1 protein-coding gene is annotated in these 1,375 nt (G+C 48.7%); it reads left to right on the top strand.

Translation table 11 applies throughout. The features are described from left to right. Positions 1–1,375, top strand: a 1,375-nt coding sequence (locus MJ257_RS24540) for a transposase (RefSeq protein ID WP_240271793.1), incomplete at both ends; no start/stop codon positions are given.

Genomic DNA, 1,375 nt, shown 5'->3' with positions numbered 1-1,375 from the left:
GGTAATCCCTATCTATTCAATTCGCCAAGTTGAGCTATTTTCCTTTGAACAATTGTTGGAAATGCGCCCCGAAGATAAATATAGTCAAATCTTCGAGCATTTAAATCTTGCACCAATCATGCAGGGACTCAGCAAACCCGGTCGCCGCGGTCGTCCAGAGGATTTAAATTATCCAGCCATGGTTTATTCACTGCTGATCGCCAAAATGGAGGGTATGGAATTTGTGTCCTCCATCGTAAAACGTTTAAAATGCAGCGAGGAGTTTCGGATCCAATGTAGATTCACCGGTTCAGACCGCACCCCAAGTGAAGCATCCTATTCCCGTCTGAACCTCGTACTGCAACAGAAAGGCTTGCTCGAACTGGTGCAAGACCGTTTAGTGAAAGCAGCTCATGCGGAAGGCTTCTTGACCGGCGAGCATATCGCAGTCGATTCTTCAGCTGTTGAAGCGTGGGATTGCCAGTATGGAGAATCTGCCGCCAAGCGCCGTGCTGCTCGGAAACAAAAGAACCAAAAGGATGATTCAGTGCAACAGATCGATCTGGGTCTAACTCCACCGGGACCTGAGTCAAAACTCCCCAAGCTCCAAAAACCAGTTTTTGGACGCGGGAATTGCACAGCCGAAGAAAAGGAGCGCCGCCGCAAAGAGCGTGAAGTCTACGAGGCGAGCTTAGCACCTTTTGAAAAGAAAATTGAAAACATGTTGCCATACACCTATGACGAACTGCTTGAAGCGATGCCCAGATATGCCTCACTTTGCAGCAAGAAAAATTCGAAAGGCAAGCTCACCTCCTGGTACGGTTACAAAGCCAACGTACTAGTGGATACCGACAGTCAGTATGTGCTAAGCGGGGTACTGAGTTCGGCCCATTTGAATGACCAGCGAATGGCGATACTGTTACTCAAAGGTCTTCCGCACAAGTTTCCCTTGCTAAAGGTGAGACATGTGCTGGGAGACAAAGGCTACGACAGCACGCCGGTGTATGAGTTGGTTCGCTCCCTCCAGGCATACCCGATTATGGATATGATCCACCATACGGCTCCGCCGGAAGGGATGAGTCTCCATTATGGCCCGATTTGCAAGGAAGGCCACGCCTACCGATACGACAGCTTTGACTCCAAATATGAGACACTTCGATATACCCGTCCAAGTCAGTGTAGGGACTGTCCTTTTGCTGGGTCGGGATGCCAAAAGGTGTTTAAAATTCGGATCGAGACTGACGTGCGTAAGCACACTTATCCAGCAAGAGGTAGTGAAAGTTTTAAGGAACTGTACAAGAAACGAACGGCTGTTGAGCGTGTTTTTGCCTATTTAAAAGAATACTACGGGCTCAGGCGAACACGTCACCGCGGTGTCCGAGCAAATGTTGATTTT

The sequence above is a fragment of the Paenibacillus timonensis genome, assembly GCF_022427145.1.
GTDB lineage: Bacteria > Bacillota > Bacilli > Paenibacillales > Paenibacillaceae > Fontibacillus > Fontibacillus timonensis.
The sequence above is the reverse complement of the archived record's forward strand: the minus strand, read 5'-3'. Positions and strand labels throughout refer to the sequence as shown.